Raw genomic sequence first — 24,489 nt, forward strand, 5'->3', positions numbered from 1 at the left:
GCCCGGGGGCTACGACGCCGCCAGCACCCCGGTGTAGTACACGGTGCCCGCGCACGCGTTGGCCACCGTCGCGGACGCCGACGGGGAGCCCGTCTCACCGGTGTAGCCGACGAGGACGCTGCCGTCGGCCGTGCCCTCCTCGGTGACGAGCTGGGTGGTGGTGCCCGAGGTGCCGCCGGTGTCCGTGCCGCCGCCGGCGCTCGCGTCCTGCGAGGGCGACGGGTCGGGCGAGGGTTCTCCCCCGCCGGTGGAGCCGCCGGTGGTGGGCGAGCCGCCGCTCGTGGGGCAGGTCTCGGAGGGAACGAAGGCGAACCGTTCCTCGTAGGCCCCGCCCGGCTGCAGGACCAGCTTGGCGACCTCGAGCGAGGGGTCGGGCAGCGCCGCCGCCGCGTCCCCCGCCACATGCCGGACGACACCGATCTTGGCCTGGTCCGCCGCACCCTGCGCCGTGGCACTGACCACGACGCCGCCGGTCACGGTGCAGGCGGTGCCCGAGGTGTTGGTGACGCGGAAGGTGCCGTAGACGACGCCCGTCGAGTCCGGGGCGTCGGCGCCGCCGGTGACGGAGCTCAGCTGGGCCGCCGTGCACAGTCCGCTGTCCGAGGCCGTCGGGGCGGACGGGTCGGCGACGCCGCCGGAGCCGTTGCCGCCGCCGGACGTCCCCCGCTCACCGGGCCTGCCGTCGCCCTTGTCCTGCCCGGGGGTGCGGTCGCGGGAGCCGCCGGTGCCGCCGGTGCCGGGCTGCGGGTCCTTTCCCTGGGTGGAGCCGCCCTGCGCCTCGGAGGACTGGCCCGCCATGGCGGTGTTGGGGTCGGTGCCGCCGGCGTTCGAGACGTGGACGAGGGCGGGGATGGCGGTGCCGATGAACAGGGCCGCGGCGGCCATGCCCACGGCGGCCTGGCGCTTGCGGGCGCGGCGCGCCGGTACCGCCCGGCGCAGGTGGTCGAGGGTGCCGGTGCGGGGTTCGATGTCGTCGACCGCGGAGTGCAGCAGACCGCGCAGCACCTCTTCGTCCGGGCCTGGCCCGTCGAGCGCGTCGAGGCCCTTGGCGGGCTCCTGGGAGCCCTTTTCTTCGGGGCCGTGGTTCACAGTTCCGTTCCCAGCGTGCGATTGCGATTGCTCTTGTCCGTCACCCTCCGTCGGCTCGTGCCAGGCGTAGGGTTCGTGGCGCTCGTGCGAGAGGTTCTCGGACGAGAGGTCCTCGGGCGGGACGCCCTCGTCGCCGTGCTCCGTGTGCTCGCTCATGCCGACGCCGCCTCCATGGACACCCGCAGCGCGGCGATGCCCCGGGAGCCGTACGCCTTCACCGAGCCCAGCGATATCCCGAGCGTCTCGGCGACCTGGGCCTCGGTCATGTCCGCGAAGTAGCGCAGCACCAGGACCTCGCGCTGGCGGCGCTGCAGGCCCTTCATCGCCTTGATGAGGTCGCGGCGCTCGAGCTGGTCGTAGGCGCCCTCCTCCGCGCTCGCCATGTCCGGCATCGGCTTGGAGAGCAGCTTCAGGCCGAGGATGCGGCGGCGCAGGGCGGAGCGGGACAGGTTGACGACCGTCTGCCTCAGGTAGGCGAGGGTCTTCTCGGGGTCGCGGACGCGTTTGCGGGCCGAGTGGACGCGGATGAAGGCCTCCTGGACGACGTCCTCACAGGAGGCGGTGTCGTCGAGGAGCAGCGCGGCGAGACCGAGCAGCGAGCGGTAGTGCGCCCGGTAGGTCTCGGTGAGGTGGTCGACGGTGGTGCCGGCCGCCACGGTGTCCGCGGCCGGGGCGGCGGCCGCGTTCTCGTCGGAGCCGTCACGCTGACTGGGGATGCGGGTGGGCCGCGCTGCGGGCATGGGCGCAATCACCGGCATGCCGCCGGGCATACGCGGCCGGAGCGCCGCACGGGGCGGTCGGAGCGCCGCGGCGCCGCGGGCCGCACTGAGTTCGAGTACCTCTGCCACGACAGTTGGACACGCTTCCCCCCGGAAGGGTTGTACGTGCCGGACGTCACATGTGCGACAACCGACGGTTCCTCAACAGCCGTCATGCGCCCCGCTCTTCCTTTATGTCCCATTCGAACGGGCGCTCCCCACCAGGACCCGACGTCCCCACGCCGGAATCCCCACGCCCACGCCTCGCAAGGGTCACTGCAAAGACGCTCCCCGCCCTCCGCACGGTTGCGGGGGACGGGGAGGAAAATCCTCTGTCGCCGGGGAGCGCGGAGCAAGTGGTTTGGACCATGCTCCCGGCCACATTCCTTATATGGATACTACAAACGTTCTAGCCGCGGGCGACAGTCCCCGCGGCGATCTCCGCCGCCAGCAACTCGGCGATCTGCGCGGTGTTCAGCGCGGCGCCCTTGCGCAGGTTGTCCCCGCACACGAAGAGCTCCAGCGCGGTCGGATCGTCCAGCGCGCGCCGGACCCGCCCCACCCAGGTGGGATCGGTGCCCACCACGTCGGCGGGCGTGGGGAACTCGCCGGCGGCCGGGTCGTCGTACAGCACGACACCGGGCGCGGTGGCGAGGATCTCGCGGGCGCCGTCGACGGTCACCTCGCCCTGGAACCGGGCGTGGACCGTGAGGGAGTGCGTGGTGATCACCGGTACCCGTACGCAGGTGACGGCGACCGGCAGTGCGGGCAGCCCGAGGATCTTGCGGGACTCGTCCCGCACCTTCATCTCCTCCGACGACCAGCCGTCCTCCCGCAGCGACCCCGCCCAGGGGACCACGTTGAGCGCGACCGGCTCCGGGAAGGGACCGGTGTCGTCCCCGACGGCCCGCCGTACGTCGCCGGGCTTGGTGCCCAGCTCGGTCCCGGCGACCAGGGACAGCTGGGCCCGCAGGGCGTCCACGCCGGCCCGTCCGGCGCCGCTCACCGCCTGGTACGACGACACCACCAGCTCGCGCAGCCCGAACTCGGCGTTCAGCGCGCCCAGGGCGACGATCATCGACAGCGTGGTGCAGTTGGGGTTGGCGACGATGCCGCGCGGCCGGTTGCGCACCGCGTGCGCGTTGACCTCGGGCACGACGAGCGGGACGTCGGGGTCCATCCGGAAGGCGCCGGAGTTGTCGACGACGACCGCGCCGCGCGCGGCGGCGATCGGCGCCCACTCGGCGGCGACCTCGTCGGGCACGTCGAACATCGCCACGTCGACCCCGTCGAAGGCGTCCTCCGTCAGGGCCGTCACCTCGACCTCCGCCCCGCGCACGGCCAGCTTGCGGCCGGCCGAGCGCGGGGAGGCGATCAGACGGATCTCGCCCCAGACGTCCGCGCGCTGGGACAGGATCTGGAGCATGACCGCGCCGACGGCTCCGGTCGCTCCCACGACCGCGAGCGTCGGCTTGCCGGTCATCGGCCGGTGCCCCCGTAGACGACGGCCTCGTCGGTGTCGGAGTCGAGCCCGAAGGCGGTGTGCACGGCGCGGACGGCCTCCGGCACGTCGTCCTTGCGGGTGACGACCGAGATCCGGATCTCGGAGGTCGAGATCAGCTCGATGTTCACGCCCGCGTCGCTCAGCGCCTCGAAGAACGAGGCGGTGACGCCCGGGTTGGTCTTCATGCCCGCGCCGACCAGGGAGATCTTGCCGATCTGGTCGTCGTAGCGCAGGGAGTCGAACCCGATGCCGCCCTTGTTGCGCTCCAGGGCGTCGATGGCCTTGCGGCCCTCGGTCTTCGGCAGGGTGAAGGAGATGTCCGTCAGCCCGGTGGAGGCCGCGGACACGTTCTGCACGACCATGTCGATGTTGATCTGGGCGTCCGCGATGGTCCGGAAGATCGCGGCGGCCTCGCCCGGCTTGTCCGGGACGCCGACGACCGTGATCTTGGCCTCGGAGGTGTCGTGCGCGACGCCCGAGATGATGGCCTGCTCCACCTTCTTTTCCCCTTGCTGCTGTGTCTTCTGCGCGACTGGCTCGCTGCTGACCCACGTGCCCGGCAGCCCGCTGAACGAGGAGCGGACGTGGATCGGGATGTTGTAGCGGCGGGCGTACTCCACGCAGCGGTGGAGCAGCACCTTGGAACCTGAGGCCGCGAGCTCCAGCATGTCCTCGAAGGAGATCCAGTCGATCTTCTTCGCCTTCTTCACCACGCGCGGGTCGGCGGTGAACACGCCGTCGACGTCGGTGTAGATCTCGCACACCTCGGCGTCGAGGGCGGCCGCCAGGGCCACCGCCGTGGTGTCGGACCCGCCGCGGCCGAGCGTGGTGATGTCCTTCTTGTCCTGGCTGACGCCCTGGAACCCGGCGACGATGGCGATGTTGCCCTCGTCGAGCGCGGTGCGGATACGCCCCGGCGTGACGTCGATGATCCGGGCTTTGTTGTGGACCGAGTCGGTGATGACGCCTGCCTGGCTTCCGGTGAACGACTGGGCCTCGTGTCCCAGGTTCTTGATCGCCATGGCCAGCAGCGCCATGGAGATGCGCTCACCGGCGGTCAGCAGCATGTCGAACTCCCGGCCGGCAGGCATGGGTGAAACCTGCTCGGCGAGATCGATCAGCTCGTCCGTCGTGTCGCCCATCGCGGAAACGACGACAACCACCTGGTTGCCGTTCTTCTTCGCTTCCACGATCCGCTTGGCGACGCGCTTGATGCCCTCGGCATCGGCTACGGAGGAGCCTCCGTACTTCTGCACGACAAGGCCCACGTGCGCTCCTCGCTCGGTTCGTTTGTGTCGGCTCAGTTTACCGAGCGTCCGTTTTCCGCCCCCCTGCTCCCGCATGGTGAGACACCGGACGCCCGCAACCGGCACCTGCCCAGCCGGGAGCGGAGCACGCGCAACGTGCCCCGCGTCACAGTGACGCGGCCGCCGGACGGGGATGCGGCTACTGGGCCGGGCGGCTCATGCCGAGAGGGCCGCCGATCTCCTCGGCCATGACCCGGCCAGCCTCGAACTCGAGGGTCTCGTCACCCATGCCCTGGTCGGTGTCGAGACCGTCCAGCTCCTCCAGGGGCTGGTTGAGGCGGACGTGGATGAGGACGGACTGGAGGGCGCGCAGCACGGCGGAGGCGGTGGGGCCCCAGTTGGAGAAGTAGGAGAACTGCCACCACCACAGGGCCTCCGTGGTGCGGCCCGAGCGGTAGTGGGCCATGCCGTGGCGGAGGTCGGTGATGATGTCGGCGATGTCGTCGGAGATCCGGGCCGGCACCGAGGCCTTGCGCGGCTCGTAGGGGTCGAAGACCTCGGAGTAGACGTCGACGGGGTCCAGCAGCCGGGCCAGGTTCTCGCGGAGCTCGTCCACGTCCCCCTCGGGGCCGAGGTCGGGCTCGTAGCGCTCCTCGGGAACGATGTCCTCGTGGGCGCCGAGACGGCCGCCGGCCAGCAGGAGCTGGGAGATCTCCAGGAGGAGGAAGGGAACGGTCGAGCCGGGCTCGTCCCCCCTCGCCACCTCCGTGACGGCGACCAGGAAGCTTTCGACCTGGTCCGCGATCTGGACCGAGAAGTCGTCCGGGTTCCGCGTCGAGTCGTGCAGCGTGGCGTCAGACATCTAGGAGTCGTCTCCCCTCGAAGGCGCGGCCGAGAGTGACCTCGTCCGCGTATTCCAGGTCGCCGCCCACCGGGAGGCCGCTGGCCAGGCGGGTGACCTTCAGGCCCATGGGTTTGATCATGCGGGCGAGGTACGTGGCCGTCGCCTCGCCTTCGAGATTCGGGTCGGTGGCGAGGATCAGCTCGGTGACCGTGCCGTCCGCCAGCCGGGCCAGGAGTTCCCTGATGCGCAGGTCGTCGGGGCCCACACCCTCGATCGGGCTGATCGCGCCGCCCAGGACGTGGTAGCGGCCGCGGAACTCACGGGTGCGCTCGATCGCGACGACGTCCTTCGGCTCCTCCACCACACAGATGACGGACGGGTCGCGGCGCGGGTCGCGGCAGATGTTGCACAGCTCCTCCTGCGCCACGTTGCCGCAGGTCGCGCAGAAGCGGACCTTCGCCTTGACCTCCAGGAGCGCCTGCGCGAGCCGCTTCACGTCGGCCGGCTCCGCCTGCAGGATGTGGAAGGCGATCCGCTGCGCGCTCTTGGGACCGACGCCGGGCAGCCGCCCCAGCTCGTCGATGAGGTCCTGGACCACGCCTTCGTACAACGGACTGCCCTTCCTGGAGACCTTTCGGTACGTACGGTAGTCGGCTGCCGCCTGTCCTTGGAAGGCGGAGGGGGTTTCCCTCAGGTGGCGGGCACCGGAACGGCCGGCGGATCAGAAGGGCAGACCCGGGATCCCGCTGCCGCCGCCGAGGCCCTGCGCCAGCGGGCCCAGCTTCTGCTGCTGCAGCGCCTGCGCGTTCTCGTTGGCCGCCTGCACGGCCGCCACGACCAGGTCCGCGAGGGTCTCGGTGTCCTCGGGGTCCACCGCCTTCGGGTCGATCTTCAGCGCCCGCAGCTCGCCGGAACCCGTGACGGTGGCCCGCACCAGACCGCCGCCGGCCTGACCGTCGACCTCCGTGTTCGCCAGTTCCTCCTGCGCCTGCTGGAGGTCCTGCCGCATCTTCTGGGCCTGCTGGAGCAACTGCTGCATGTTGGGCTGGCCACCACCGGGAATCACGATCAGCTCCTGGTTCCTCGTCCACTGCGTCGTCGTTCGCTGAGCACGAGCCTACGTGGTCCGCCCGGCCATCGCCGCGCCACTCTTTCGAGTGATTACGGCGGTGGCCCTATACCTGATCAAGGCCCTCTTCCGGGCGGAAAAGCCGGCAAAGCTCCGTCCGTGCCACCCATTGGGCGGTAGGAAGGGGGCCGCGCGTCGCCATCCGGTGTCACACGGTGTGACGGGGGTGCGCAGTGCCGTGTTCGGTGTCGTGTTCATTAGGGAGTGCCGGGTGGGTCAGCCAGGGATGCAGCCCGAGGGTCCGCCCCAGGACGGCCGGGGCGAAGGTCCGGCCGGACCGCGGCCGGGCGATCTGACCGGGCGGACCTTCCCGCTCGGGGACTGGGGCGAACCCGCCGAACGCCTCGACGAGCTGTACCGGTGGGTGGAGCGGGGGGCACTGCACACGGCCGCCTGGTACCTCGAGGACCGGGTGTGGAAGCGGCGGGGAGCGCGGGCGCTACGGGCCGGCGCGGCGGCCGGGACGGTGTTCGGGGCGGCGCTTCCCCTGCTGGACATGACCGGGGTGGTCGGCGGGGTCGCGCCCTGGGGGTATCTGGCGCTGCTGCTCGCGGTGGCCTGTGTGGGCGCCGACCGGTTCTTCGGGGTCACCTCGGGGTGGATAAGGGACGTGGCCACCGCGCAGGCCGTGCAGCGGAGGCTGCAGGTGCTCCAGTTCGACTGGGCCTCGGAGAGCGTCCGGGAGGTGCTGGGCCCCGCCGAGGGCACGGCGAGCGAGGCCGCCGAGCGGTGCCTGGGGGTGCTGCGGCGCTTCTCGGAGGACGTGCAGGACCTGGTGCGCACGGAGACCGCCGACTGGATGGTGGCGTTCCGCACGGGGTCCGCGCCGCTCGGCATCCAGACGGCGCTGACGTCCGGGATGCGCGCCGAGTCGGTGGCGCCGGCGGGCCGGCACCCACTGCCGCCCGCGAACGGCGCCCGCCCGAACATGCCCCGTCAGCGGCCACCGGAGCCCCGGTAGCCGCACGTCACCGGCACGGCCGCGGGCCCTCCGGCGTCCGGCACGGAACACGGCCGTGGGTACGGAGCACGGCCGCTGTGACGTGAGCGGGGTTTCAGCTCACTGCTTGGTGTACGTCAGACTCTCCCCGCCACCCGCCTTCGCGCGCTTCAGCCGTCCGTCCGGGAGCAGGGTGACCTCGGTGGCCTCGCCCGGGGAACAGGACGACATCGGTTCGCCGCTGGTGACCGTGGACGGTCCGATCTCCAACGGGCCGCCGTCACCCGGCTGTTCGGCGAGGGTCGCCTCGAAGACGCAGTGGTACGTGCCGCCACCCTCGCCGGGGCCGTCCGCGACCAGGGTGAGGATCTTGTCGCCGACCTCGCCCTGTCCGATGGTCAGCCTGCGGGTGTTGGTGCCGCCCGTGTTGTCGATGGTGGTCTCCCAGGTGCCGAGGTACGCGGCGGGGACGGCGCCGTCCGCCGCCGCGGAGGAGGCCGGGGCGGAGGGCGACGGTGTGGGAGCAGGGGAGGTCACCGGCGGGGCGCTCCTGGTGCCGGTCGGCGCGGGTCCGACCGTGCCGCCGGCCGTGTCGCCGCCGTGCTTCATCAGCGCGTACACCGAGCCGCCCGCGCCCAGCGCCACCACCAGCGCGATCACGACGAGCAGCGCGGTGGAGCGGCCGCCCGGGCGCTCCGGCTCCGGCTGCCCGCCGAACGGCGGCGGACCGTAGGGCGGGGTGGAACCGGGCCCGCCGTACGGGGTGTACGGCTGCTGCGGGTAGCCGTAGCCGGCGGACGGGGGCTGCGGATGCTGCTGGGCCTGCTGCGGATAGCCGTAGCCGTACGGCGCGGGCGAGCCGTAGGCGGGGGGCGCCCCGGGCGGCGGGGTCTGCCCGGCCACCAGGGTCGGCAGATGACCGACCGCCGCGCCTCCGCCGCCGGGCCCGCCCGGGGGCGGAGGCGTCGGGGCGTCATCGGCCACGGGCGAGTGCTCGACCGGTCCCCCGGGGGCCGCCTGGTCGCCGGGGTTTCGCTGGGCGCCAGGGCCCGCGGGGGCAACCGGAACCGTGGGCGCGGCCGGGCCGGGCCAGGCGCCCGCGCCCGCCGCGGGGCCCTGAGCCCCACCGGGACCGCCCGCGCCCGGACCCGCCTGGGCACCGTCGCCCGCCGGGACGCCCGAACCGGACTTGGCACCCTCGCCCGCCGGAGCGCCCGAACCGGCCTGGGCACCGCGGTCCGCCGGGGCGGCCGGCCCCGCCGACCCGCCCGCGCCCGCCGAAAAGCCCTGGGCCCCGTCGACGCCGCCGAGGGCCGAGGCACCCGGACCCGCAGGCCCACCCGGCCACGCCGAAGCCCCCGCGCCCGCCACCGGACCCGGCACCGCACCGGCACCTCCCGCACCCGCCGCAGGACCGTGTGCCCCGACTTCGCCGCCCGCGTCCCGGGTGTCCGTGTCGGGTCCCGACTGGGGGTCCTCCACCTCCAGGAGGCGTACCGCGTGGCGGCCGAGCTGGGCGACCAGGGCGCCGGGGAGCCAGGGGTCGCGGGAGCGGCCGCCGGAGACCGTGTCCTCCGCGCCCGTCCGCTCCAGGATGCGGTCGAGCGAGGGGCGGGCGGCGGGGTCCTTGCGCAGGCAGTCGCGGACCAGGTCGGCGATGCCCTCGGGCATGCCCTCCAGGTCCGGCTCCTCCTGGGCGATGCGGAACATCAGGGCGTGCACCCCGCTGTTCGCGCCGCCGAAGGGCAGCACACCGGTCGCCGCGTAGGCCAGCACGGAGCCCAGGCAGAAGACGTCGCAGGCGGGCGTGACCCGGTCCCCGCGCACCTGTTCCGGAGCCATGAACCCGGGCGACCCCACCAGTGAACCGGTCCGGGTCAGGCCGTCCCCGGCCAGCGTCTCCAGCGCCCGCGCGATGCCGAAGTCGATCACGCGCGGCCCGTCGATCGTCACCAGCACGTTCGAGGGCTTGAGGTCGCGGTGGACGATCCCGGCGGCGTGGATGTCCTTCAGCGCGTGCGCGAGCCCGGCCGCGAGGATGCGCACCGATCGCTCGGGCAGCGCCCCGTGATCGTGCCCGACGACCTGCTGAAGGCTCGGCCCGGCGACGTACCCGGTGGCCACCCAGGGCACCGGCGCCTCGGTGTCCGCGTCCAGCACGGGCGCGGTCCAGTACCCGCCGACCCGCCGCGCGGACCCCACCTCCTGCCGGAACCGGGCCCGGAACTCCTCCTGGGCGGCCAGTTCCCGGCGGATCAGTTTCACGGCGACCGTGCGGCCCCGGTCCGACCGCGCCAGGAACACCTGCCCCATGCCGCCCGCGCCCAGCCGCGCCAGCAGCCGGTACGCCCCGATCTGCCGCGGGTCCCCCGGGCCCAGCTTGTCCATCCGCGCGCCGCCTTCCCCCCATAGGTCTGCAACGGACCGAGAATAGTGCGGGCGTGCCGGGAGCCGCGCGGGCGTGCGTCCACGGTTCGGTAACAGCCCGCCCGGGCGCCCCCTGCCGCGCGGGGCGCCCGCCCGGCGCACGTCGACAACATGTCGTGAAAAACACCCGGCCAGGGAACAGGACGCCGATGTCGCGGCCGCGGCGGGGCCCTCTACTCTCGGCCGCATGACCCCTCAGCCCAATCCCGAAGCCGGTGCCGCAGTGAAGGCCGCGGACCGCGCGCACGTCTTCCACTCCTGGTCCGCGCAGGACCTCATCGACCCGCTCGCCGTGGCCGGCGCCGAGGGGTCGTACTTCTGGGACTACGACGGCAAGCGGTACCTGGACTTCACCAGCGGGCTCGTCTACACCAACATCGGCTACCAGCACCCCAAGGTCGTCGCCGCGATACAGGAGCAGGCGGCGAGGATGACGACCTTCGCGCCCGCCTTCGCGATCGAGGCCCGCTCGGAGGCGGCCCGGCTGATCGCCGAGCGGACCCCCGGCGACCTGGACAAGATCTTCTTCACCAACGGCGGCGCGGACGCCGTCGAGCACGCGGTGCGCATGGCCCGGCTGCACACGGGCCGCCCGAAGGTGCTCTCGGCGTACCGCTCGTACCACGGCGGCACCCAGCAGGCGGTGAACATCACCGGCGACCCGCGCCGCTGGCCGTCCGACAGCGGCAGCGCCGGTGTCGTCCACTTCTGGGCGCCGTTCCTGTACCGCTCCCGCTTCTACGCGGAGACCGAGGAGCAGGAGACCGCGCGGGCCCTGGAGCACCTGGAGACGACGATCGCCTTCGAGGGGCCGGGCACGGTCGCCGCGATCGTCCTGGAGACCGTCCCGGGCACCGCCGGGATCATGCTGCCGCCGCCCGGCTACCTGGCCGGCGTCCGCGAGCTGTGCGACAGGTACGGGATCGTCTTCGTGCTGGACGAGGTCATGGCCGGTTTCGGGCGGACCGGCGAGTGGTTCGCGGCCGACCTGTTCGGGGTGGTGCCGGACCTGATGACCTTCGCCAAGGGCGTGAACTCCGGTTACGTACCGCTCGGCGGCGTCGCCATCTCCGCGGAGATCGCCGAGACCTTCGGCAAGCGGCCCTACCCGGGTGGCCTCACCTACTCCGGACATCCGCTGGCCTGCGCCGCCGCCGTCGCCACGATCGGCGTGATGGCGGAGGAGGGCGTCGTCGAGAACGCGAAGCGGCTCGGCGAGAGCGTGGTCGGACCGGCCCTGGCCGAGCTGGCCGCGCGGCACCCGAGCGTGGGCGAGGTCCGCGGCACCGGCATGTTCTGGGCGCTGGATCTGGTGAAGAACCGGGAGACCCGCGAGCCGCTGGTGCCGTACAACGCGGCCGGCGAGGCGAACGCCCCCATGGCCGCCTTCGCGGCCGCCGCCAAGCGGAACGGCCTGTGGCCCTTCGTGAACATGAACCGCACCCACGTGGTGCCGCCGTGCAACGTGACGGAGGCCGAGCTGAAGGAGGGCCTGGCGGCCCTGGACACGGCGCTGAGCACGGCCGACGAGTACACCGAGTAGGCACTTGACGGCTGCCGCCGGGGCGATTCGAACGCGTAAGGTGACGTGCTCGTAAAGAATGACGAGTGCGTGCGAGTACGTCACCCGTACGCGTGAAGAGAGGCCCCGACGATGCCCGGCAACGGCTCCGTGACGCGCAGCACCCTGCGCCAGCAGATCGCGGACGCGCTGCGCGACGAGGTGCTGGCGGGCCGCCTCACTCCGGGCCGGGCGTTCACCGTCAAGGAGATCGCCGAGCAGTACGGCGTCTCGGCGACACCGGTCCGCGAGGCACTGGTCGACCTGTCCGCGCAGGGCATCCTGGAGGCCGACCAGCACCGGGGCTTCCGGGTCCCCGAGTACTCCCTCACCGACTACCGCAGCATGCTCGAGGCCCGCGGCCTGGTCACCGACGGGATGTTCCGGGCGCTGACCGTCGACCACCCGGCCTTCGCCGACATGGACAGCCCGCGGACGGTGGCGGCCCTCGCCGCCGTGCGCCGGCGCGGCGAGGAGGCGCAGCGGGCCGCCGCGGCCGGCGACCTCAGCGTGCTGATCGGCTACGACCTGCGCTTCTGGCGCGAGCTGAGCGGACTGTTCGGCAACCCCTACCTCGCCGACTTCCTGCACCGGCTCCGCGTGCAGTCCTGGGTGTGCGCGGTGCAGCACCTGCGCCGGCTGCCGGACGTCCGCGGCCGGCTGTGGGCCGGGCACACCGAACTCGTCGACGCGCTGGCCCGCCGGGAGGCCGGAGCCGCCCAGGAGATCGTCGCCGCCGCCAACGCCCACTCGCTGGCCCTGCTGGAACGGCTGCCGCCGCAATGAGGCGGACGCGGAGGCTCCACGGTGAGCTCTGGGTATGGGACCCGCACGACAGGGGCTGTGCCGGCCCCGTACCGACTACCCTTCCCTGACCACCCGCTGCCGTGCGCGAGACGCGCGCCCGCCGATGCGAGGAGCTCTCTTTGGCCTGTGACCTGTGGCTGGTACCGCTCGTGGACGTGTTGTGCCACACCCCGGACAACCCGTTCGCCGAGGAACTCGCGCACTACAACGACGCGCTGGCCGCGGCCGGGCTCCCGCCGGTGCCGGTGTACCAGTACATGCCGGGCCTGTCCGGTGAGGTCGCCCCGGTGGCCGGATTCGACTACGACGCGCTGCACTTCCTGCGCCGGGCGTACCTGCTCCAGGTCTGCGGGCTGCCGGTGACACCGGTGGACGAACTCGGCGGCGACTACGAGCAGTTGCTGGAGATGTTCGAGTCGACGGCCCAGCAGTCCCACCTGGTCTGGCACTACGACCACGCGGGCGCGTACGTCCCCGTCGACTTCCCGCACCCGCTGTCCAACGACGAACTCCTGGCCGGAGGCGGCCCCTTGGGTTCCTCGCAGAGCCTGCTGCGCGAACTGGAGCACGTGGCCCCGTCGATCGGCATCGACCCGGCCAACCCCCCGGCGGCGCCGGATCCCCCCGCCGCCCCCACGGAGCTGGAGGAGCGGGCCGTCCCCGCGCCGTTCGACCCCAGCCCGTTCGCCCGGGAGCGGCACGTGTGGCTCGGGCTGCACGCGGCGGCGACCCGGTCCCTGGCCCAGGGCTCGATGATCGTGTTCAGCTGAGCCGGGACGCCCGGAGGCCGGGCCCCGGCACACGGAGACGGAGGGAGCACGGGGCTCCCTCCCTCTCACGCGGATCTGCGCGTACCCCGGGTCAGAAGGTGCCGGCGTTCAGCGCCTGCTGGAGGTGCCGGGTGGTGTCCGGACCCCAGTCGCCGTCGACACCGGAGCCGACCTTCTTCTGCAGGGCCTTGACGGTGTTCGGGCCGACCGCTCCGTCCGCGGTCACCCCCAGGTAGCTCTGCAGCGCCTTCTTGGTCTGCGGCCCGAAGGCGCCGTCCACGGACAGCTTCGCCCCGTGCTGGTTGAGCGCGCGCTGCATCGCGGCGCACGTCGCCGGCCCGAACTGCCCGTCGACCGAGAGCTTCCCCGAGGACGGCGGCCGCGGGGCGGGCGGCTGGGGCCTGGTGCCGCCCTTCAGGGCGGAGGCCATCATCGCCGCCGAGGCCGGGCCGTACTCGCCGTCGGACTCCAGGCCGTACTTCGTCTGGAAGGCGCGCACCGCCTTGTCGGTGGCCGGCCCGAAGTCGCCGTCGACGTCCAGCCCCGCGCCCATGACGGTGTTGAGGTTCTGCTGGAGCGTCTTCACCGCGGGCCCCGTGGAGCCCTTGCGCAGGATGCCGTCCGAGGCCGGCAGCGGGTCGGCGTCGCCGTAGCCGGGGCGGCCGTAGCCGACGATGGTGGCGGCGTTGCGCAGCCGCCGCATGCACTGGTCGCTGGTGTTGCCCTCGATGGTGGTGATGGTGCCGTTGGAGTGCACCGCCTCGACGACGCCCACGTGGTCGATCGCGCCGATCGACCGGGCGCCGCTCCAGTCGAAGAAGACGATGTCACCGGCGGTGATGCCGCCGATGCCGTAGTGCCAGCGGCCGACCGACTGGAACCAGCTCGCGTGGGCGACCGTGTACGCGAACTTCTTGCCGCCGCCGACCGCGCTCAGGTTGTCCGAGTGGGCGGCGGCGTAGCTGACGGTCATGTCGCACCAGGCGTCGTTGAAGCCGTACCACTCGGTGACCTTGTTGTGGTTCGAGCCGGGCGGGTACTCCGCCGTGCCCAGCAGTGCGCGCATCTGCGCGAGCATCCCCGCTACGGACCCCATGTCACACCGCCCCGTTCTCGGGCAGGGCGTCGATGTCGCCCATGACGACGACGTTCGGGTCCTGGCTCACGCCGGACTGGTCCGGGTCGACGTCGAACAGCCCCGCGCCCCCGCGCGGTTCGACGGGCGGGTGGTCCACGTTCTCAGGCATACAGCTCCCCCATGTGTACGGGGACGGACACGATCCTCCGTGCCTCGTCCTGTCCACGAGTCTGCTGTGCCGGTACGCGGACGTCGTTGGCGCTGCGCGCACAGTCCCTTGGCACGCAACGCCCACGGGCCCCGTGCACACCCGCGCGGAAGCACGTCGGCGTGGTCCCGTACGCGGCCCGGAACGCCCGGCTGAAGTCGGCCGCCTGGGCGAAACCCCAGCGCGCGCCGATGACATGGACGGGCAGACGGCTCAGTCCGGGGTCGTGCAGGTCGCGCCGGCACCGCTCCAGGCGCTGCGTCCTGATCCAGGACGCGACGGTGAGGCCCTGCCGCTGGAAGAGCCGGTGCAGGTAGCGGGTGGAGATGTGGTGCGCGGCGGCGACCCGGTCCGGGGTGAGCCCGCCGTCTGGCAGGTGCCGCACGATGTAGGCCTGGATGCGCGGCAGCAGCGCCGAGTCCCCGGGGTCCTCCTCGTCGAGCAGCAGCGCGACCAGGTCGGACACCACGGCGCCGAGCCGCTGCTCGTCGCCGGGGCGGTGCGGCGCCCGCTCGCCCGCCAGCCCGGCGAGGAGACCTGCCACCAGCACGGCCAGGTCGGGCCGCGCGCCCAGTTCCCGGGTCCGCAGCCGGCCGTGGGCCCTCGGCCGCCCTCCCAGGTGGGCGCTGACCAAGCCGGCCGAGTCCCCGGCCAGCCGCAGCCGGTAGGGCAGGGCCGAGTCGAGCAGCACGCTCCCGCCCGGCCCGGCCCGCAGCGTCCGCCCCTCCTGCTCCAGCACCAGGTCCCCGTGCCGCACCAGCAGGAGATGCCAGCCTGGCTCGCGCCCGTCCCCCCGCACCGCGACGGCGCCCCCGCCCACGGATGCCACCCGGACGTCGCCCAGATCCCGTACGACGCCCCGGGGCGGCCGCCCCGGGCCTTCGCACAGCCCGCCCAGGGCCCGAGCCCATGCCTCCATGTTCCTGTCCCCCTTGGTCAGTTGAATACGCAAGGAGCAGCAGTACCAGCGGGGTCCGCCGGGCCGTCGGCGGCGTACCGGCGGACCCCGGGAATGGGCTCGGGATCACTGAAAGCGGACCGCCCGCCGGCCGCACCCCGAAGGGTGCCGCCGGCGGGCGGTCGCGACGGTTCCACGGGCGGTGCCGCCCGCGGCCGCTACAGGAACGAGTTGATCTCGATCGTCTCGGTCCGGCCCGGGCCCACGCCGATCGCGGAGATCGGGGCGCCGGACATCTCCTCCAGCGCCTTGACGTAGTTCTGGGCGTTCTTCGGCAGGTCGGAGAAGGACTTCGCCTTGGTGATGTCCTCGGACCAGCCCGGCAGGGTCTCGTAGACCGGCTTCGCGTGGTGGAAGTCGGTCTGCGAGTAGGGCAGCTCCTCGACCCGCTTGCCGTCGATCTCGTAGGCCACGCAGACCGGGATCTCCTCCCAGCCGGTGAGCACGTCCAGCTTGGTGAGGAAGAAGTCGGTCAGGCCGTTGACCCGGGTCGCGTAGCGGGCGATGACCGCGTCGAACCAGCCGCAGCGGCGGTCGCGGCCGGTGGTCACGCCCCGCTCGCCGCCGATGCGGCGCAGCGCCTCGCCGTCCTCGTCGAAGAGCTCCGTCGGGAACGGGCCGGCGCCGACACGGGTCGTGTAGGCCTTGAGGATGCCGATCACGCGGCTGATCTTCGTCGGGCCGACGCCGGCACCCGTGCAGGCACCGCCCGCGGTCGGGTTCGACGAGGTGACGAACGGGTACGTGCCGTGGTCGATGTCCAGCAGCGTGCCCTGGCCGCCCTCGAAGAGGACCACCTTGTCGTCCTCCAGCGCCTGGTTGAGGACCAGGACGGTGTCGGCGACGTACGGCTCGATCTGCTCGGCGTAGCCCAGCAGCTCCTCGACCACCTGGCCCGCGGCGATCGCGCGGCGGTTGTAGAGCTTGGTGAGGATCTGGTTCTTGGCGTCGAGCGCCGCCTCGACCTTCTGGGTCAGGATCGACTCGTCGTACAGGTCCTGGACCCGGATGCCGACGCGGTTGATCTTGTCGGAGTAGGTCGGACCGATGCCGCGGCCGGTGGTGCCGATCTTGCGCTTGCCGAGGAAGCGTTCCGTCACCTTGTCGACGGTCACGTTGTACGGCGTGATGATGTGCGCGTTACCGCTGATCAGGAGCTTGGACGTGTCGACGCCACGCTCGTTCAGACCGCTCAGCTCGGAGAGCAGGACCGACGGGTCGACGACGACACCGTTACCGATGACCGGCGTACAGCCGGGCGAGAGGATTCCGGAAGGGAGGAGGTGGAGTGCATACTTCTGGTCGCCCACGACGACCGTGTGGCCGGCGTTGTTGCCGCCCTGGTATCGCACTACATAGTCCACCGAGCCACCGAGCAGGTCGGTCGCCTTCCCCTTGCCTTCGTCACCCCACTGAGCACCGAGCAGCACAAGTGCGGGCACGCGCGTACACCCCTTCCGGGCGGGGCATGTCCATGGTCGGGGGCGTGGGCGTAATGTGCACCGCCGCATACCACCGCGACCGCCTTTGGTCGCACGACCGTCGGACCGGATGCCCCGGAATAGACGAAGCCCCTGGCGCAATAGCGCAAGGGGCTCTTGCACCAAGATGCTACCCGAGGAAGCGAGGCAGGACCGAGGTGGCGACCTTCGCGACGTCCGATCAGCTGCTGGTGATCATCGATCCGGCGGCCCGGCAGGGGGACGGGGAGTCCGTACGGATCGCGAAAGACGTGCTCAGCGCGGGTGCGACCACCAAGTTGTGTCTGCCGGAGGGCCCGGAGGAATTCGCCCGGGCACTCGGCCGACGGGGTTCCCGGCGGCCCGTCGTCATCGGGGACGACCGGGCGCTGGTGCGCGCGGTGACCCTGCTGCACCGGCACCGGGAGCTGACCGGCTGCGCGCTGGCCGTGGTGCCGGTCGGGGAGGCGGCGCTGGCGGAGTCCCTGGGCGTGCCGGCCGGTCCGGTGGCGGCGGCGCGGGCCGTGCTGGAGGGCGCCGAGCGGCGGCTGGACCTGCTGGTCGACGACAGCGACGGGGTGGTGCTCGGCACGCTGGGCATCCCGCCGGTGCGGGCGGCGGCCGCCGCGAGGCCGGCGGCCGTCCCCGAGGGGCATCCCTGGCTGCGTACGAGGTACCGCTCGCTGGTCCGCACGCTGGACCCGCGTCCCACCCGGCTCGACGCGGTGCCGGCGCCGGGTCCGGCCCGGCTGCGGGTGGAGGTCGACGGGGAGACGGTCGTGGACCTGGACCAGCCCGTGGAGGCGGTGTCGGTGACCGCGGGCGAGGGCGGGACGGCCGCTGTCGAGGTGCGGCGGCTGCCGGGTCCGGGCGCGGAGCCGTCGCCGCTGCTGGCCGCGGGGCGCACGGTGACGGTCGTGGGGGCGGACTTCCGCTACCGGGCGGACGCGGTGGTGTCGGGTCCGGTGCGCAGGCGGACCTGGACGGTGCGGGAGGGGGCCTGGGGGCTGACCCTGCCGGTGCCGGGCTAGGGCCTTTCGTTTGGATCAGGCCGGATCAGGGAGCGGGGTCTGGTGCCGTGGATCGCAAGGCGGAGGAGTGCGCCATGGCGGAGCCATGGCAACCGACGACAACGCGGCGAGGCACGGTGCCAGGGCCCGCGAGCCCGGCCTGATCCAAACGAGAGGCCCTAGCCCGGGACTCCGGGTCTCACGGGGAGCCGAAGAGCTCCTCGCGCCGGGCCCGCCAGCGGACCATCATCGCGGCGATCTCGGTGTCGACGAACTCGAAGAAGGCCAGCGTCTCGGCGAGCCGGCGCCCGGCCGGAGTGGTGGCGCCAAGGCTCTCCACGCCCTCCCGCAGGGCGTGCTCCCAGCGCTTGATAACGGCCTCCCGGCTGGTCAGGGCCTCGTACCACTGGTCTCCGTGCACCCGGTACCGCTCCCGGCGCGAGCCGGGCTCGCGCTCCCGCGAGACCATGTGCACCTGTGCCAGGTAGCGCACCGCGCCGGAGACGGCCGCGGGGCTGATGCGCAACCGCTCGCCCAGTTCGGCCGAGGTCAGGGTGCCCGCGTCGGAGGCGAGCAGCGCGGCGAAGACCCGGGCCGGCATCCGGGGAACGCCCGCCTCGACGAGCTGGGCCGCGAAGTGCTCCACGAACCGGGAGACCGTCTCCGGGTCGCGTTCCGGGGAGGTCCGCCGGTCCGCCGCCCCGGGCCGTTGGGCCCTGTCCGCCCGCTCCGTCATCCCCGGATCATCTCCCTGGTCGGCACCACCGTCGCGCACGATCACGACACCCGTCCGCAAGTTTATACGGTTTCTTAACTTCACAAGTTTGTGAAAGAAGCGTACGTTGCGAAACATGACGAAGGCAATCACGGTCTCCGGACTCCACAAGTCCTTCGGCCGTACGCACGCGCTGGACGGCCTCGACCTGGACTTCGAGACCGGCGAGGTCCACGGCTTCCTCGGTCCGAACGGCTCGGGGAAGTCCACCACCATCCGCGTCCTGCTCGGCATGCTGCGCGCCGACGCGGGCTCGGCGCGGGTGCTGGGCCGCGACCCCTGGGCGGACGCGGTGGAGCTGCACCGCCGTATCGCCTACGTCCCCGGTGACGTGACCCTGTGGCGCAACCTGTCCGGCGGCGAGGTCATCGACCTCTACGGCCGGCTGCGCGGGGGCCTGGACCCCCGGCGGCGCGCGGAGCTGACCGAGCGGTTCGAGCTGGACCCGACGAAGAAGGGCCGCACGTACTCCAAGGGCAACCGGCAGAAGGTCGCCCTGGTGGCGGCGTTCGCCTCGGACGTGGACCTGCTGATCCTGGACGAGCCGACCTCCGGCCTCGACCCGCTGATGGAGGAGGTCTTCCAGCGGTGCGTGCGCGAGGAGCGGGACCGGGGCCGGACCGTCCTGCTCTCCTCGCACATCCTCAGCGAGGTGGAGGAGCTGTGCGACCGGGTGAGCATCATCCGGGGCGGCCGCACCGTGGAGAGCGGCTCGCTGGCCGACCTGCGCCACCTCACCCGCACCAGCGTCAGCGCCGAACTCGCCGGCCCGCCGAACGGGCTGGCGGACCTCCCCGGCGTCCACGACCTCGACGTCCAGGGCCGGCGGGTGCGGCTCCAGGTCGACACCGACCGGCTGGACGGGGTGCTGCGGCAGCTCGGCGAGTCGGGCGTACGGTCGCTGACCTCGACACCGCCCACGCTGGAGGAGCTCTTCCTGCGGCACTACCAGGCCGAGCCGGCCGGGCCCGAGGACTCCGCCGTGCGGAACGGGGTGGCGCGATGACCGCCCTCGCGGTGCGGGCCTCCGGCCGCTCCCGCCAGCTGGCCGGCACGGGCACCCTGCTGCGCTTCGCGCTGCGCCGGGACCGGGTGACGACCCCGGTCTGGGTCGCGGTGAACGCCCTTATGGTCCTCTCCATGCCGGGCACCCTGCGGAACCTGTACGGCACCACCGCCGAACGCACCCGCCTGGTGGACCAGGTGGCGGGCAACGCCTCCTTCCGGGCGCTGATCGGCCCGGTCCTCGACACCTCGGTCGGCGCGCTGACCGCCTGGCGGGTGGGCGTGTACGCCGCCGCGCTCGGGGCCGCGATGAGCCTGCTGATCGTCGTACGGCACACCCGGGACGAGGAGGAGAGCGGCCGGCAGGAGCTGGTGGCGTCCGGGGCGGTGGGCCGCCGGGCCCCGCTGACGGCGGCGCTGCTGGCGGCGGCCGTCGCCGACGCGGCCCTGGCCCTGCTGGTCACGGTGGGCCTGGCCGGACAGGGCGCCGGTGGCGCCCTGGCCTTCGGTCTCGGTCTCGCGGGCGTCGGCATGGTGTTCGCCACGGCGGCGGCGGTCGTCGCCCAGCTCACCGAGAGCGCCCGCCTCGCCCGGGGCCTGACGGCGGCCGTGCTCGGGGCCGCGTTCGTGCTGCGCGCGGCCGGCGACTCGGCGACGGACGACGGGTCCTCGCCGCTGACCTGGCTGTCGCCGCTGGGCTGGCTGGAGAACCTGCGGTCCTTCGCGGACGAACGCTGGTGGGTGCTCGCGCTGTTCGCGGCGGCGGTCGCCGCGCAGGCGGGAGTGGCGTACGCGCTCGCCGGGCGCCGGGACGTCGGCATGAGCTTCCTGCCCACCCGGCCGGGCCCGGCCACCGGCCGCCTCGGCACGGCGGGCGCGCTGGCGTGGCGGCTGCAGCGGGGCGCCGTGCTCGGCTGGTCGGCCGGCTTCTTCCTCGCCGGGGTCGTCTACGGCGGTCTCACCGACGGCGCGGCCGATCTGGTCCGCGACAACGACAGCGCCCGGCGGATCTTCGAGCGGATGGGCGGCCGGAGCGGTCTCACCGACGCGTTCCTGGCGTCGATGACCGGCATGCTCGGCCTGGTCGCGGCCCTGTACGTGGTGGCCTCGGTGCTGCGCCTGCACGGCGAGGAGACCTCGGGCCGGGTGGAACCGGTCCTGGCGTGCGCGGTGGGACGGCTGCGCTGGGCGGCGGGCCATCTGGCGATCGCCTTCGGCGGTTCGGCCCTGATCATGACCCTGGCGGGCCTGGGCTTCGCCGTCGGCTACGGCAAGGAGGCCGGACCGGTCCTGGGCGCCTGCCTGGTGCAGCTCCCGGCGGTGTGGGTGATCGGCGCAGTGGCGGTGCTGCTGCACGGCGTGGCACCCCGGCTCGCGCCGGCCGCCTGGGGGGTCGCGGTGGCGGTCCTGCTGATCGGCTGGGTCGGCCCCGCCCTGGACGCGCCGCGCATCGTCCTGGACCTCTCCCCCTTCGGCCACCTGCCGAAGCTGCCGGGCGAGGCGATGCGGTGGACCCCGGTCCTCGGTCTCACCGGCCTGGCGGCGGCCCTGGTCGCGACCGGACTGGCGGCCCTGCGGCGGCGGGACCTGGCGGGCTGAGCGCGGTGCCCGTCCGGCCGGCTGATCACCCCGTCGTTACGATCAGCCCCTCCAGCCCCCGGATCACGAAGTTCGGCTTGCGTCGCGGCTCCTGCGCCAGGGTGAGGGCGGGTGCCCGCTCCAGCAGCGCCGTCATCGAGGCGGCCAGCTCGATGCGGGCCAGCGGGGCGCCGATGCAGTAGTGGATGCCGGCGCTGAAGGAGATGTGCGGGTTGTCCCGGCGGGTGAGGTCGAGGCGGGCGGGGTCGGCGAAGACGGCCGGGTCGTGGTTGGCGGAGCCGAAGAGCATGGCGATCTCCGAGCCCCTGGGGATCGTCGTCCCGGCGATCTCGACGTCGTCCAGCACCCAGCGCTCGAAGAGCTGGAGCGGGGTGTCGTAGCGCATCAGCTCCTCGATCGCGGACGGGATCAGGGAGTGGTCGGCGCGCAGGGCCGCAAGCTGGCCGGGGTTGCGGAACAGGGCCCACCAGCCGTTCACCGTGGCGTTGACCGTGGCCTCGTGGCCGGCGTTGAGCAGCAGGACGGCCGTGGAGACCATCTCCTGCTCGGTCAGCCGGTCGCCCTCGTCGTGCGCCGCGATCAGGCCCGAGATCAGGTCGTCGCCGGGCCGCTCGCGGCGGACCGCGATCAGCTCCGAGAGATACGCGGAGAACTCCCGCGAGGCCCGGACCGCGCTCGCCGCCGTCTCCTCGGACGGGTTCAGCTCGTACATCCCGCAGATCGCCGCCGACCAGGGACGCAAGTACGCCCGGTCGGCCTCCGGGACACCCAGCATCTCGGCGATCACCGCCACCGGCAGCGGTTCCGCCACGTCCGCCAGCAGGTCGCCGCCGCCCGCCTCGACCAGCCCCGCCACCAGGTCGTCCGCCAGGCGGTGCACATACGGCCGAAGCCGCTCCACCGTGCGCGGGGTGAACGCCTTCGACACCAGGCGCCGGATCCGGGTGTGGTCCGGCGGCTCCAGGTCGAGCATGCCGTGGTCGTTGAGGACGTGGAACGGCTCGTGCTCCGCCGGGGGCGCGGTCCGGCCGAACTCCTCGTGGGTGAAGCGGTGCCGGTAGGTGCGGCCCAGGCGGCGGTCGCGCAGCAGCGCCGAGACGTCCGCGTGGTGCGGGACGAGCCACTGGTCGGTCGGCTCGTACCGGATCACCCGGCCGCGCGCCCGCAGCTCGGCGTAGGCCGGGTACGGGTCGGCGACGAAGGCGGGGTCCCAGGGGTCGAAGGCGAGGTCCGCGGCGGTGGCCATGGAGGGACGCTAGCCGGGCTCAGCCCGGTGTGACCAGCCTGGCCTCGTACGCGAACACCGCCGCCTGGGTGCGGTCCCGCAGGCCCAGCTTCACCAGGATCCGGCTCACGTGGGTCTTGATCGTCGACTCGGCCACCACCAGCCGCCCGGCGATCTCCGCGTTCGACAGGCCCTGCGCGATCAGGACCAGCACCTCCGTCTCCCGCTCCGTCAGCTCCCCGTACGCGGCCTGCGCCGACGGCATGAGGCGCGGGGAGTCCGCGAGCCGGGAGAACTCGGTGATCAGCCGCCTGGTCACCGAGGGGGCAAGCAGGGCCTCGCCGGAGGCCACCACCCGTACGCCGTCCGCCAGTTGGCGGGCGGAGGCGTCCTTCAGCAGGAAGCCGGAGGCCCCCGCGCGCAGCGCCTGGTACACGTACTCGTCCAGGTCGAAGGTGGTGAGCACCAGCACCTTCGCCGCCTCGTCGGCGGCGACGATCTCCCGGGTGGCCTCGATGCCGTTCAGCTCGGGCATGCGGATGTCCATCAGCACCACGTCCGGGACGAGTTCACGCACCCGCTCGACCGCCTCCCGGCCGTTGACGGCCTCGCCGACGACCTCGATGTCCGGCATCGCGTTGAGCAGGACCGAGAAGCCCTCGCGCACCATCATCTGGTCGTCCGCGATCAGTACGCGGATCGTCATGCCTCACCCTCGATCGCGATGTCCGCCGGCACCGGCAGGAACACCGTCACCTCGTACCCCCCGTCGGCCGCCGGGCCCGCCGTCATCTCGCCGCCCAGCATGGTGACTCGCTCCCGCATACCGGTGACGCCGTGCCCGGCCCCCATCGAGGGGTGCGGGCGGGCGGACTTCACCAGGCCGGGAGCGGGCGGCGGGCCGTTGACCACGCGCAGGCCCAGGCCGCCGAGCACGTACCCGATCTCCACCCGGGCGCTCGCGCCGGGCGCGTGCCGCAGGGTGTTGCTCAGCGCCTCCTGCACGATCCGGTACGCCGACAGCTCGACGCCCTGGGGCAGTTCGCGCACCGCACCGGTCACCGCCTTCTCCACGTCGAGACCGGTCTCCCGGACATTGGCCAGCAGCCGGTCCAGGTCCGCGAGGGTGGGCTGCGGGGCGTCCGGCGCCTCGTAGTCCTCCGCCCGGACCACCCCGAGGACCCGGCGCAGCTCGGTGAGCGCCGCCACCGCGTTCTCCCGGATGGTGGCGAACGCCTTCTCCAGCTCCTCCGGCGGGTTCTCCACCCGGTACGGCGCGGCCTCGGCCTGGATGGCGACCACCGACATGTGGTGCGCGACCACGTCGTGCAGTTCGCGGGCGATGGTGGTGCGCTCCTCCAGCAGGGTGCGCCGGGAGCGCTCCGCCGCGGTCACCGTCTGCTGCGCGGTCACCTCCTGCTGGGCCTGCCGACGGATGTGCCGGACGGTGACGGCCAGCAGGGCCGGCGCCGACAGCAGCAGCATCGGGGCCACGTCCGTGTCGTAGCGGTCCCAGCCGAGGAGGGTGTCGGTCACGAAGCCGTAGACCGCGGTGAGCACCCACATCCAGGCGGCCGTGCGCGGACGGGTGCGTATCGCCACCACCGTGAGCACCACCAGGTGCGCGACGAAGCTGCCCGGCCCCCACGGCCAGTCCATGCCGGTGGCCCCGCCGACGACGGAGGCGACCGTGGTCGCGGCGAGCGAGAACCAGAACGCGCCCACCGGCCGCGCCAGGGTCAGCAGCACCGGTCCGAGCGCCAGCAGCGCGCACAGCAGCGACGGCAGGCCGGAGCCGCTCGTGCTCGCCAGCGCGACCAGCGCCGCCAGCGCGCCGAGCCCGACGACGACGGCGTGCGGTGTCCAGCCCGTGTACCTGGTCGCGCGGCCGGAGCGGCCGACGGCCCGGGTGCGGGGCAGCGGGCGGTAGGCGAAGGCGTCGTCGAAGAGGTCCTGCCGCAGGCCCCGCAGGGCGTCCGCGGCGAGCCGCCACTCGGGGCTGCGCGGCCGCCCGGCTCCGCCCGCCGGGGTCGTCTGCGTGTGCGTCGTCTCGGTCACGTGGGCAACGGTAGGCCGACCCGGGGCCGCGGTCGTC

The 24,489-nt window shown here is 73.1% G+C and carries 23 protein-coding genes; 7 read left to right on the forward strand and 16 right to left on the reverse strand.

The window, feature by feature from the left end; genetic code table 11:
* Positions 1-9: 9 nt before the first annotated feature.
* The 7 genes from ACWCPN_RS04950 to ACWCPN_RS04980 all read right to left on the reverse strand — a co-directional run bounded on the left by ACWCPN_RS04950 (position 10) and on the right by ACWCPN_RS04980 (position 6,508).
* On the reverse strand, positions 10-1,245 hold the full coding sequence (locus ACWCPN_RS04950) for a hypothetical protein (RefSeq protein ID WP_451202462.1): 1,236 nt from the start codon (positions 1,243-1,245) through the stop codon (positions 10-12).
* Positions 1,242-1,937 carry a SigE family RNA polymerase sigma factor gene (locus ACWCPN_RS04955; RefSeq protein ID WP_199211364.1) on the reverse strand — a complete coding sequence of 232 codons (696 nt, stop codon included), beginning with the start codon at positions 1,935-1,937 and terminating at the stop codon, positions 1,242-1,244. The genes ACWCPN_RS04950 and ACWCPN_RS04955 overlap by 4 nt, the downstream gene beginning before the upstream one ends.
* Before the next feature lie 319 nt (positions 1,938-2,256).
* Complete coding sequence (locus ACWCPN_RS04960) at positions 2,257-3,330, reverse strand: aspartate-semialdehyde dehydrogenase (protein WP_365121452.1); 1,074 nt, start codon at positions 3,328-3,330, stop codon at positions 2,257-2,259.
* The gene (locus tag ACWCPN_RS04965; RefSeq protein WP_199211362.1) at positions 3,327-4,619 is read right to left on the reverse strand and encodes an aspartate kinase; all 1,293 of its coding nucleotides are present in this window, start codon (positions 4,617-4,619) and stop codon (positions 3,327-3,329) included. The genes ACWCPN_RS04960 and ACWCPN_RS04965 overlap by 4 nt, the downstream gene beginning before the upstream one ends.
* Before the next feature lie 178 nt (positions 4,620-4,797).
* On the reverse strand, positions 4,798-5,460 hold the full coding sequence (locus ACWCPN_RS04970) for a DUF5063 domain-containing protein (protein ID WP_451202465.1): 663 nt from the start codon (positions 5,458-5,460) through the stop codon (positions 4,798-4,800).
* On the reverse strand, positions 5,453-6,052 hold the full coding sequence (gene recR / locus ACWCPN_RS04975; protein WP_199211360.1) for a recombination mediator RecR: 600 nt from the start codon (positions 6,050-6,052) through the stop codon (positions 5,453-5,455). The genes ACWCPN_RS04970 and recR overlap by 8 nt, the downstream gene beginning before the upstream one ends.
* 111 nt (positions 6,053-6,163) lie before the next feature.
* Positions 6,164-6,508 carry a YbaB/EbfC family nucleoid-associated protein gene (locus ACWCPN_RS04980; protein WP_451202466.1) on the reverse strand — a complete coding sequence of 115 codons (345 nt, stop codon included), beginning with the start codon at positions 6,506-6,508 and terminating at the stop codon, positions 6,164-6,166.
* 274 nt (positions 6,509-6,782) lie between these two features.
* On the opposite strand from ACWCPN_RS04980, the gene ACWCPN_RS04985 reads away from it, so the two are divergent.
* Positions 6,783-7,532, forward strand: a complete 750-nt coding sequence (locus tag ACWCPN_RS04985; RefSeq protein ID WP_365121456.1) for an SLATT domain-containing protein — start codon at positions 6,783-6,785, stop codon at positions 7,530-7,532.
* A gap of 99 nt (positions 7,533-7,631) precedes the next feature.
* Here ACWCPN_RS04985 and ACWCPN_RS04990 read toward each other — a convergent pair whose 3' ends face one another.
* Positions 7,632-9,899 (reverse strand): serine/threonine-protein kinase, encoded by a 2,268-nt coding sequence (locus ACWCPN_RS04990; protein ID WP_451202467.1) that lies wholly within the window; start codon positions 9,897-9,899, stop codon positions 7,632-7,634.
* A gap of 226 nt (positions 9,900-10,125) precedes the next feature.
* On the opposite strand from ACWCPN_RS04990, the gene ACWCPN_RS04995 reads away from it, so the two are divergent.
* The 3 genes from ACWCPN_RS04995 (at position 10,126) to ACWCPN_RS05005 (ending at position 13,076) form a co-directional block, all read left to right on the forward strand.
* Positions 10,126-11,481 carry an aminotransferase class III-fold pyridoxal phosphate-dependent enzyme gene (locus ACWCPN_RS04995; RefSeq protein ID WP_451202469.1) on the forward strand — a complete coding sequence of 452 codons (1,356 nt, stop codon included), beginning with the start codon at positions 10,126-10,128 and terminating at the stop codon, positions 11,479-11,481.
* A gap of 111 nt (positions 11,482-11,592) precedes the next feature.
* Positions 11,593-12,285, forward strand: a complete 693-nt coding sequence (locus ACWCPN_RS05000; RefSeq protein WP_451202470.1) for a GntR family transcriptional regulator — start codon at positions 11,593-11,595, stop codon at positions 12,283-12,285.
* Between the two features lie 140 nt (positions 12,286-12,425).
* Complete coding sequence (locus ACWCPN_RS05005) at positions 12,426-13,076, forward strand: hypothetical protein (protein ID WP_365121467.1); 651 nt, start codon at positions 12,426-12,428, stop codon at positions 13,074-13,076.
* 91 nt (positions 13,077-13,167) lie between these two features.
* On the opposite strand, the gene ACWCPN_RS05010 is transcribed toward ACWCPN_RS05005, so the two are convergent.
* The 4 genes from ACWCPN_RS05010 to ACWCPN_RS05025 all read right to left on the reverse strand — a co-directional run bounded on the left by ACWCPN_RS05010 (position 13,168) and on the right by ACWCPN_RS05025 (position 16,762).
* Positions 13,168-14,142, reverse strand: a complete 975-nt coding sequence (locus ACWCPN_RS05010; RefSeq protein WP_451202471.1) for a peptidoglycan-binding protein — start codon at positions 14,140-14,142, stop codon at positions 13,168-13,170.
* 31 nt (positions 14,143-14,173) lie between these two features.
* Positions 14,174-14,323 (reverse strand): hypothetical protein, encoded by a 150-nt coding sequence (locus ACWCPN_RS05015; RefSeq protein ID WP_451202473.1) that lies wholly within the window; start codon positions 14,321-14,323, stop codon positions 14,174-14,176.
* Complete coding sequence (locus ACWCPN_RS05020; protein ID WP_451202474.1) at positions 14,316-15,281, reverse strand: helix-turn-helix domain-containing protein; 966 nt, start codon at positions 15,279-15,281, stop codon at positions 14,316-14,318. Before ACWCPN_RS05020 ends, ACWCPN_RS05015 begins: the two co-directional genes overlap by 8 nt.
* A gap of 197 nt (positions 15,282-15,478) precedes the next feature.
* Positions 15,479-16,762, reverse strand: a complete 1,284-nt coding sequence (locus tag ACWCPN_RS05025) for an adenylosuccinate synthase (protein ID WP_199211354.1) — start codon at positions 16,760-16,762, stop codon at positions 15,479-15,481.
* 197 nt (positions 16,763-16,959) lie between these two features.
* Between ACWCPN_RS05025 and ACWCPN_RS05030 the strand changes: the two genes are divergently transcribed.
* Positions 16,960-17,811, forward strand: coding sequence for a diacylglycerol kinase (locus tag ACWCPN_RS05030; RefSeq protein WP_451202476.1), 852 nt, complete (start codon positions 16,960-16,962; stop codon positions 17,809-17,811).
* Between the two features lie 178 nt (positions 17,812-17,989).
* On the opposite strand, the gene ACWCPN_RS05035 is transcribed toward ACWCPN_RS05030, so the two are convergent.
* The gene (locus tag ACWCPN_RS05035) at positions 17,990-18,526 is read right to left on the reverse strand and encodes a GbsR/MarR family transcriptional regulator (RefSeq protein WP_451202478.1); all 537 of its coding nucleotides are present in this window, start codon (positions 18,524-18,526) and stop codon (positions 17,990-17,992) included.
* A 115-nt stretch (positions 18,527-18,641) separates the two neighbouring features.
* Between ACWCPN_RS05035 and ACWCPN_RS05040 the strand changes: the two genes are divergently transcribed.
* A complete protein-coding gene (locus ACWCPN_RS05040) occupies positions 18,642-19,571 on the forward strand; it encodes an ABC transporter ATP-binding protein (RefSeq protein WP_451202479.1) in 930 nt (309 codons plus the stop codon).
* Positions 19,568-21,169 (forward strand): ABC transporter permease, encoded by a 1,602-nt coding sequence (locus ACWCPN_RS05045; RefSeq protein WP_451202480.1) that lies wholly within the window; start codon positions 19,568-19,570, stop codon positions 21,167-21,169. Before ACWCPN_RS05040 ends, ACWCPN_RS05045 begins: the two co-directional genes overlap by 4 nt.
* Positions 21,170-21,194: 25 nt before the next feature.
* On the opposite strand, the gene ACWCPN_RS05050 is transcribed toward ACWCPN_RS05045, so the two are convergent.
* From ACWCPN_RS05050 to ACWCPN_RS05060, 3 genes are read right to left on the reverse strand one after another with little or no spacing between them, the layout of a single operon-like run.
* Complete coding sequence (locus ACWCPN_RS05050; RefSeq protein ID WP_451202481.1) at positions 21,195-22,415, reverse strand: cytochrome P450; 1,221 nt, start codon at positions 22,413-22,415, stop codon at positions 21,195-21,197.
* A 19-nt stretch (positions 22,416-22,434) separates the two neighbouring features.
* On the reverse strand, positions 22,435-23,100 hold the full coding sequence (locus ACWCPN_RS05055; protein ID WP_451202482.1) for a response regulator: 666 nt from the start codon (positions 23,098-23,100) through the stop codon (positions 22,435-22,437).
* Positions 23,097-24,452, reverse strand: coding sequence for a sensor histidine kinase (locus ACWCPN_RS05060; protein WP_451202483.1), 1,356 nt, complete (start codon positions 24,450-24,452; stop codon positions 23,097-23,099). Before ACWCPN_RS05060 ends, ACWCPN_RS05055 begins: the two co-directional genes overlap by 4 nt.
* Positions 24,453-24,489 lie beyond the last annotated feature (37 nt).

It is taken from the genome of Streptomyces sp. NPDC002386 (assembly GCF_053593175.1).

What these genes read in the sequence shown, in the direction of transcription:
- ACWCPN_RS05045 (WP_451202480.1), top strand. Translation starts at nt 19,568, where the DNA reads ATGACCGCCCTCGCGGTGCGGGCCTCCGGCCGCTCCCGCCAGCTGGCC.
- ACWCPN_RS05035 (WP_451202478.1), bottom strand. Translation starts at nt 18,526, where the DNA reads ATGACGGAGCGGGCGGACAGGGCCCAACGGCCCGGGGCGGCGGACCGG.
- ACWCPN_RS04970 (WP_451202465.1), bottom strand. Translation starts at nt 5,460, where the DNA reads ATGTCTGACGCCACGCTGCACGACTCGACGCGGAACCCGGACGACTTC.
- ACWCPN_RS05055 (WP_451202482.1), bottom strand. Translation starts at nt 23,100, where the DNA reads ATGACGATCCGCGTACTGATCGCGGACGACCAGATGATGGTGCGCGAG.
- ACWCPN_RS04990 (WP_451202467.1), bottom strand. Translation starts at nt 9,899, where the DNA reads ATGGACAAGCTGGGCCCGGGGGACCCGCGGCAGATCGGGGCGTACCGG.
- ACWCPN_RS04960 (WP_365121452.1), bottom strand. Translation starts at nt 3,330, where the DNA reads ATGACCGGCAAGCCGACGCTCGCGGTCGTGGGAGCGACCGGAGCCGTC.
- ACWCPN_RS05000 (WP_451202470.1), top strand. Translation starts at nt 11,593, where the DNA reads ATGCCCGGCAACGGCTCCGTGACGCGCAGCACCCTGCGCCAGCAGATC.
- ACWCPN_RS05050 (WP_451202481.1), bottom strand. Translation starts at nt 22,415, where the DNA reads ATGGCCACCGCCGCGGACCTCGCCTTCGACCCCTGGGACCCCGCCTTC.
- ACWCPN_RS05040 (WP_451202479.1), top strand. Translation starts at nt 18,642, where the DNA reads ATGACGAAGGCAATCACGGTCTCCGGACTCCACAAGTCCTTCGGCCGT.
- ACWCPN_RS05020 (WP_451202474.1), bottom strand. Translation starts at nt 15,281, where the DNA reads ATGGAGGCATGGGCTCGGGCCCTGGGCGGGCTGTGCGAAGGCCCGGGG.
- ACWCPN_RS05010 (WP_451202471.1), bottom strand. Translation starts at nt 14,142, where the DNA reads ATGCGCGCACTGCTGGGCACGGCGGAGTACCCGCCCGGCTCGAACCAC.
- ACWCPN_RS04995 (WP_451202469.1), top strand. Translation starts at nt 10,126, where the DNA reads ATGACCCCTCAGCCCAATCCCGAAGCCGGTGCCGCAGTGAAGGCCGCG.
- ACWCPN_RS05015 (WP_451202473.1), bottom strand. Translation starts at nt 14,323, where the DNA reads ATGCCTGAGAACGTGGACCACCCGCCCGTCGAACCGCGCGGGGGCGCG.
- ACWCPN_RS04950 (WP_451202462.1), bottom strand. Translation starts at nt 1,245, where the DNA reads ATGAGCGAGCACACGGAGCACGGCGACGAGGGCGTCCCGCCCGAGGAC.